The organism is Rhizobium sp. AAP43 (assembly GCF_001296045.1).
GTDB lineage: Bacteria > Pseudomonadota > Alphaproteobacteria > Rhizobiales > Rhizobiaceae > Allorhizobium.
The window spans coordinates 1-5713 of the sequence record NZ_LJHS01000023.1; the positions used below are offsets into that span (position 1 = coordinate 1).

A 5713-nucleotide genomic window follows, 5' to 3' on the forward strand; every position below is an offset into this window, starting at 1 on the left:
GACCGCGTCTTCGTCATGAAGAACGGCCGCGTGGTGGGCCATGCCCGCACCGAAGACGTCACCAAGGACGAAGTGCTCGGCATGATCATCCTCGGCAAATGCCCCCCCGGCGCGATCCCGGGTCCGGGGGCCATGCAGACGGCCTGAGCATTGCGACAATGAACTGAGACAGGCGAGGGGGCGAAAGCTCCCTCGTTTGTTTTTGACGAAGGCGCGTCCGTATATTGGGGCCAGCTCGACCTGCTATCTGGCAGTTCAGTATGCCGAGCCGGACACTGTAAGAAACGATTTCAAGTCTGGCGCGGAGGCAAGTTCGGCTGATGGATGGCGTAAATATGCGGTATGAAGCGTATGGATGTCTGGCGCAGATGTGATGCCAGAATACCAAAAATATATATAAAATTCAATAATTTATGATTGCGCCTTATCCCCTTCGCGCAGCCCGATACTCAATGTAGCGTTGGGTGCGACATTCTCCATGGTCAAGCGACTCCATCTTTGCGTGTAGGCAAAAGGTAGTTCGCTCCAATAGAAGATTAGATTCGCGACTAGACCTCGCGATTATGCGGCCTCGGAAATGAGCTTTACCCGCAAATGATCATGAGACCGCTATATCTACGCAAACAGAGCGGAATAAGGGTAAGGGAGGGCCAGCGATGGCATCTCGTCCCTCGCAAAATACCGAAGCGATCTCGTCTCGGCATCCTGCCATGCACCTCCATCCTTGAGAACTTGGCATCTGAATAAGGTGACAACATACTCGACTTGATGGCCGTTTGGGTAGACGTACCTAAAGTCACGCCCGCCGAACACGCCTAGTATACTGGCTGGCAAGACAACGAGGCCAGTCTCCTCCGAAACCTCTCGAATGACCGCTTCCTGAGGTGTCTCACCAGGCTCGATTGCCCCTGCTGGTAGACTCCAGCCCTCCCCAGAAGCCCTCTCTTGTAGAAGCAGATTACCGGCGTGGTCATGAATGACGGCGGCAACGGAAGGAAGCAAAAGCAAACGGTTGCCTATCAAACCGCGAAGGCCCATTACATAAGATGTCATTCGGCAAATCTCTTTGAAGTCGAATGTCCATTCTGTGCGCCGGGAGGGACTTAAACAAGAGTGACGTCAGATCGAATTCTCATCCCAGTCAACCTTGATCCTACGAGGACATGTCGCGCCAAGGGCAACCGACCCGAAGAACATGCAGCTTGCCGTTCAGATATTGCCGATTATCGTGCGAGGGCCGAGACTTCCTGCCACGTTCCCTGGGCAAAAGCCCCTTTATGATCCGCCATTCCATATCTGTCAGGCCGCCGCGAACCAAAACTGCCTCCCGGAAGGCAGTCTTGAATCATGCTTCGGATAATTCGGGAATCCACTTTGTTGACGGGGCCTAGCGTGATTTATCCGTCAGCTCGATAGGCATCGTGCTACAATCTATGGTCACATAATCTTCCAGTAAACCGATAGGGGTAGGACCACCCATATCGGTCGCGGCGCCATCCAAGTACTCAAAGCCCTTTCCTGGCTTGCCGAGTTCAAGGAAAACACGCCTATAGAGATAGCGAGGTTCGTCAATATCCATGTATTCGCGTATAGTTACCACCGCGATCTCGCGTCTACAAAAGGCCTTCGTTACCTCTAGGCCCACAATCTCGAAAAGCTCGACGTGCGGGGTCGCGTCAAATCGGTAGGAAGTATTGCTTTGGCTGTGATCGCTGAACTCCACCAAATATTGCCTACCAGCTTCTTGGCCATTGTCTTCTCTCCGGACATAGACTTCCGAACGGCTAGTTGCATAGCTTACGGCATCGTTTGAGCTATGCCGAGAGATTAATATGTCTCCATCTCTCAGTTTGCTGGCGTCTGCAAGGGCCGGTAAGGCCATCAGGATTGTGACTAAGGGCAAAGCCATCACAGCGTTGCGCATCATTTTGGTTCCTTCGCTTCGTAATTGCCAAGGTTCTTACTAGGACCCGTTGACAAAGTGGATTCCCGAATTAGCCGAAGCAGGGCTCAAGACTGCCTTTTAGGAGGCAGTTTTGGCTCGCGGCGGTCGATCACGCGGCGGCTTTACGACGAAAATCCACGCCCGAGCAGACGGTCAGGGCCGTCCTCTTGGCTTCGTGCTGACGGGCGGCGAAGCTTCGGATTACAACGCCGTCCCTGACTTGCTGGCGATACCGGTCGGCAAACCGGGACTGTTTCTTGCCGACAAAGGCTATGAAGGTGATTTCCTGCGCGAGGAACTCCTGATCCATGGGATCAGACCAGTCATTCCGCCGAAAGCAAACCGGAAGAACCCTCTGTGTTTAACTTAAGATGCGCGCGGATGCCCAGGGGCAACGTTCGCCGTCTGGGTCGCCGCTTCCGTGGACATGCAAGTGTGCGGTTCGCCAGATCTGCCAGCCGGGACTTCAATCCTTCGTCGAGGATAACGGGACGCTTCATGCGTTCACCTGTCATCGGAAATCGTCGCGATCATATGGCAAACGCCGCCCGCTGTCGCCCCTCACGCGCCGCCGATCACCGCCCCCAGCGCTCCGCCCACCAGAAGCACGATGCCGATCAGGAAGGTGAGTGCTGCGCCCGGGCCGCGCTTTTTCGCATCGGCATAATACTCAGCCGCATAAAGTGCCCGCGCCGCCGTCCAGCCGAGCCCCAGCAGACCGGCGAGCATATCCGAGACGTAAAAGCCGAAGATCCACAGCGAGGGCAGGAAGAGCACAAGCTGCTCCACCGTGTTTTGCTGCACCCGGAACACCCGCTCGAAATCCGCGTTCCCGCTCGTCTTCGGCGCCTCTATGCCGAATTTCTTCCGCGCCTGGCCCACCTTCAGCAGAAACCAGCAATAGGTCACGAGGGCAGCAAAGGTGGCCAGTATGGTGAAACGCATGGGATTTTCTCTTCGCGGTCGTCTATGGTTAAGACTTGATTGGTAGGCGAGGCATAAGCGTCAGACAAGCGGAGGCGGTCACGACCCGGTCATGATCTGAGCGGATCTTGTCGAAAGCCGGCTTTTCCGCCATTGTTCTGAAATACGCCTGGCCCAACCGAAACGGGAAACGACGGCACGCCATGAGCACCGAGCACATCAAGTTTGGCCGCCCTTACGACCTCTCCGAACTCGTCGCCGATGGCATCATTCACGGCATCGGCGTGGTCTTTGCGCTGGTCGGCACAACCGCGCTGATCTTCTATGCCACCGTCTATTCCGACTATGCCAATATCGCTGCCAGCTGGATCTATGGCATGGGCCTGATCATCGCGCTCGGCGTCTCCTTCACCTACAATATGTGGCCGCATTCCAAGGTGAAGTGGATCCTGCGCCGCTTCGATCATTCGGCGATCTTCATCCTGATTGCCTCGACCTACACGCCCTTCCTCGTCCAGGGCGCGGAGCGGCCGATAATCCTGGCGCTCCTCATCGGCATCTGGGTGACCGCCATCATCGGTATCTGGCTGAAATTCCGCTTTCCCGGCCGCTATGATCGCCTTGCCATCCTGCTCTATCTCGGCATGGGTTGGAGCGGCGCGCTTGCCATGGGCCAGCTGTCGGAAATCATCCCGGGCGTGACGCTCACCCTCATCATCATCGGTGGCTGCATCTATTCCGCCGGTGTCATCTTCCACGTCTGGGAACGCCTGCGCTTCCAGAACGCCATCTGGCACGCCTTCGTCGTCACCGCCTCGATCGTCCACTATTCGGCAGTCTTCACGGCCATCAGCCTCGGCTGAGAACGGGCTTCAACCCGGCACGGCGCCATTCTCGGGCCTGTCGTGAGGAGCGGCAAACGAAAACGAGCGGCCGCTTCCGCCGCCGCTCGCGCCTTTCGTCACGAACCGTCTGGCTCAGGCCGCCGGGGCGGCTTCCACCTTGGCCGCCTCTTCCTTGGCGATCTGTTTGGCGGTGCCGCTGGCACCGATCCGAAGACCCACCAGCGTAACCGGGTAGGCGAGCAGCAAGCCGAAAGCGATGAAGACCAGCGCCGCCCCGACCGCGCCGATGCCGATCTCATCCACCAGGCTGTTGATGTCGGCCATCTCCACGCCGCCGGCCGCGATGATCAGAACGAACATCAGCACGCCAAGAAGGATGCTGGTCAGTGACATGAAGAAGGCAAGCCCGAGCGACATCGGCCAGCTGGGCCGGCCGCGCAGCTGCAGGGCAACATAATTGCCAGCCGTTGTGGCGCTGCCGATCAGCACGGCGACATTGGCGGCGCGAAACAGATCTTCGCTCCAGCCGAGGCTCTCGGCCACCAGCATCAGAATGAACATCAGCACCTGCAGGCCGATCAGGGTCGCGGAATAGCGGATCAGGAGACCAGGGAGAAGAGCAAACATCGACACGCTTCCTTTGCGGTTTCAATCAATTTCGCGCTGCTCATGAAGGATTTTTGTGTCCAGCGAAGTGGCGCAGATCACAGTCCAGGCGGCGATGCCGGCGGCTGCGCCTTGCGGTCGGCGCGCCGCTTAGCCCTCACCATCCAGCCGGCGCCAAGCCGGAAGGCCGGCAGCGTCACGATCGCGCCGGCAACAAGCGCCGTGGCGGTGTTCACCATCACCAGGCTGAGGATTGTCAGGCCAAGCGCTTCGATCAGCGTCGCGATACCGCCGCCCGACACCATCTCCGTCGCGATGATCGCGGAGAGAATGCCGATGTTCCAGACAAGCCCGAGTGCCACCAGCACCGCCGAGACAGCCAGACTTTCCCGCCAGTCGGGCATGCGCTTTCGCTCCGTAGCGAAATGGCTGCCCGCATAGGCCGCACTCGCCATGGCCGCCGCCACCTGCATGGCAAGGCCGATCGTCCGGTCCGCCGACACCACTTCGATCACGGCCATCATGATCAGTTCACAGCCGAAAAGGGCGAGCAGATAGTGCCAGATGAGGCTGGGGAAGAAGGGGCGCATGGGCGGCTTTCGGGTGCGGTGCGGCTTGCAATGCGCCAAGAGATGGCGGATTTCTGGAGGACAGCGCAGTGGCGCCGGTCACACTGCGTGCCTGTCACGCCGCTGCGGCCTTCCGCCTCTCCGCCGTCCACCCGCCTCGACCGCATCATCTGCCAGGGCGCCCGCCCATTTTCGTCCATCCGGGCTGCCGTGCCCCATCGCCTGCGAGTACCAGCCATGACCACAGACTTCATCATCCGCGATGCCACCGAAGCCGATCTTCCTGCTGTCCTTGAGATCTACAATCATGCGGTCGCTGAAACGACCGCGATCTGGAACGAGATCCTGGTTGATCTCGACAATCGCCGCGCCTGGCTGGAGGCCCGCCGCGCCCGTGGCTTCCCCGTCTTGATCGCCGATGTCGGCGGCGTGGTCGCCGGCTACGCCTCCTATGGCGACTGGCGCGCCTTCGACGGCTTCCGTCATTCGGTCGAACATTCCGTCTATGTCGAAAAGAACCACCACGGCCGTGGCCTTGGCCGCGCCCTGATGCAGGCGCTGATCGAGGAGGCGAGGGCAGGCAACATCCACGTCATGATCGCCGCCATCGAGGCCGGCAACCGGGGCTCCATCGCGCTCCACGAAAAACTCGGCTTCCGCCACGTCGGCACCCACCGCGAAGTCGGCCAGAAATTCGGCCGCTGGCTGGATCTGACGATGATGGAATTGAAACTGGATTGAGTTGGACGGCGGCCGTGTTGACGCCAGCGTCGTGCGCCGACCTCCTCTTCTCCCCAGCGGGGAGAAGGTGGCGCGCAAGCGCC

Annotated in this window: 9 protein-coding genes and 1 pseudogene; 4 read left to right on the top strand and 6 right to left on the bottom strand. The window is 59.1% G+C overall.

Features of this window, described 5'->3' with window-relative positions; translation table 11 throughout:
• Nucleotides 1–147, top strand: a pseudogene (locus IP76_RS14325) (sugar ABC transporter ATP-binding protein); the annotation flags it as partial.
• Nucleotides 148–615: 468 nt separating this feature from the next.
• Here IP76_RS14325 and IP76_RS14330 read toward each other — a convergent pair.
• The 3 genes from IP76_RS14330 to IP76_RS14335 all read right to left on the bottom strand — a co-directional run bounded on the left by IP76_RS14330 (nt 616) and on the right by IP76_RS14335 (nt 1927).
• A complete protein-coding gene (locus tag IP76_RS14330; RefSeq protein ID WP_054158920.1) occupies nt 616–1053 on the bottom strand; it encodes an NUDIX domain-containing protein in 438 nt (145 codons plus the stop codon).
• Between the two features lie 100 nt (nt 1054–1153).
• A complete protein-coding gene (locus IP76_RS22830) occupies nt 1154–1294 on the bottom strand; it encodes a transposase (RefSeq protein WP_245281471.1) in 141 nt (46 codons plus the stop codon).
• 93 nt (nt 1295–1387) lie between these two features.
• Nucleotides 1388–1927, bottom strand: coding sequence for a hypothetical protein (locus IP76_RS14335; protein WP_054158921.1), 540 nt, complete (start codon nt 1925–1927; stop codon nt 1388–1390).
• Between the two features lie 109 nt (nt 1928–2036).
• On the opposite strand from IP76_RS14335, the gene IP76_RS23695 reads away from it, so the two are divergent.
• Nucleotides 2037–2315, top strand: coding sequence for a transposase (locus IP76_RS23695; RefSeq protein WP_210166778.1), 279 nt, complete (start codon nt 2037–2039; stop codon nt 2313–2315).
• 191 nt (nt 2316–2506) lie between these two features.
• Here the strand turns inward: IP76_RS23695 and IP76_RS14345 are convergent, their stop codons facing one another.
• Nucleotides 2507–2890, bottom strand: a complete 384-nt coding sequence (locus IP76_RS14345; RefSeq protein WP_054158923.1) for an MAPEG family protein — start codon at nt 2888–2890, stop codon at nt 2507–2509.
• A 182-nt stretch (nt 2891–3072) separates the two neighbouring features.
• Here IP76_RS14345 and IP76_RS14350 point away from each other — a divergent pair, with 182 nt between their 5' ends.
• Nucleotides 3073–3732: a hemolysin III family protein gene (locus tag IP76_RS14350; protein ID WP_054158924.1), complete on the top strand. Its 660-nt coding sequence runs from the start codon at nt 3073–3075 to the stop codon at nt 3730–3732.
• 114 nt (nt 3733–3846) lie between these two features.
• Here IP76_RS14350 and IP76_RS14355 read toward each other — a convergent pair whose 3' ends face one another.
• Both IP76_RS14355 and IP76_RS14360 read right to left on the bottom strand, forming a co-directional pair.
• Nucleotides 3847–4341, bottom strand: a complete 495-nt coding sequence (locus tag IP76_RS14355; protein WP_054158925.1) for a hypothetical protein — start codon at nt 4339–4341, stop codon at nt 3847–3849.
• A 77-nt stretch (nt 4342–4418) separates the two neighbouring features.
• On the bottom strand, nt 4419–4910 hold the full coding sequence (locus tag IP76_RS14360) for an ABZJ_00895 family protein (protein ID WP_054158926.1): 492 nt from the start codon (nt 4908–4910) through the stop codon (nt 4419–4421).
• Between the two features lie 216 nt (nt 4911–5126).
• Between IP76_RS14360 and IP76_RS14365 the strand changes: the two genes are divergently transcribed.
• Entirely contained in the window at nt 5127–5630 is a 504-nt protein-coding gene (locus IP76_RS14365; RefSeq protein ID WP_054158927.1) for a GNAT family N-acetyltransferase, read from the top strand.
• The last annotated feature ends 83 nt before the right edge of the window (nt 5631–5713 follow it).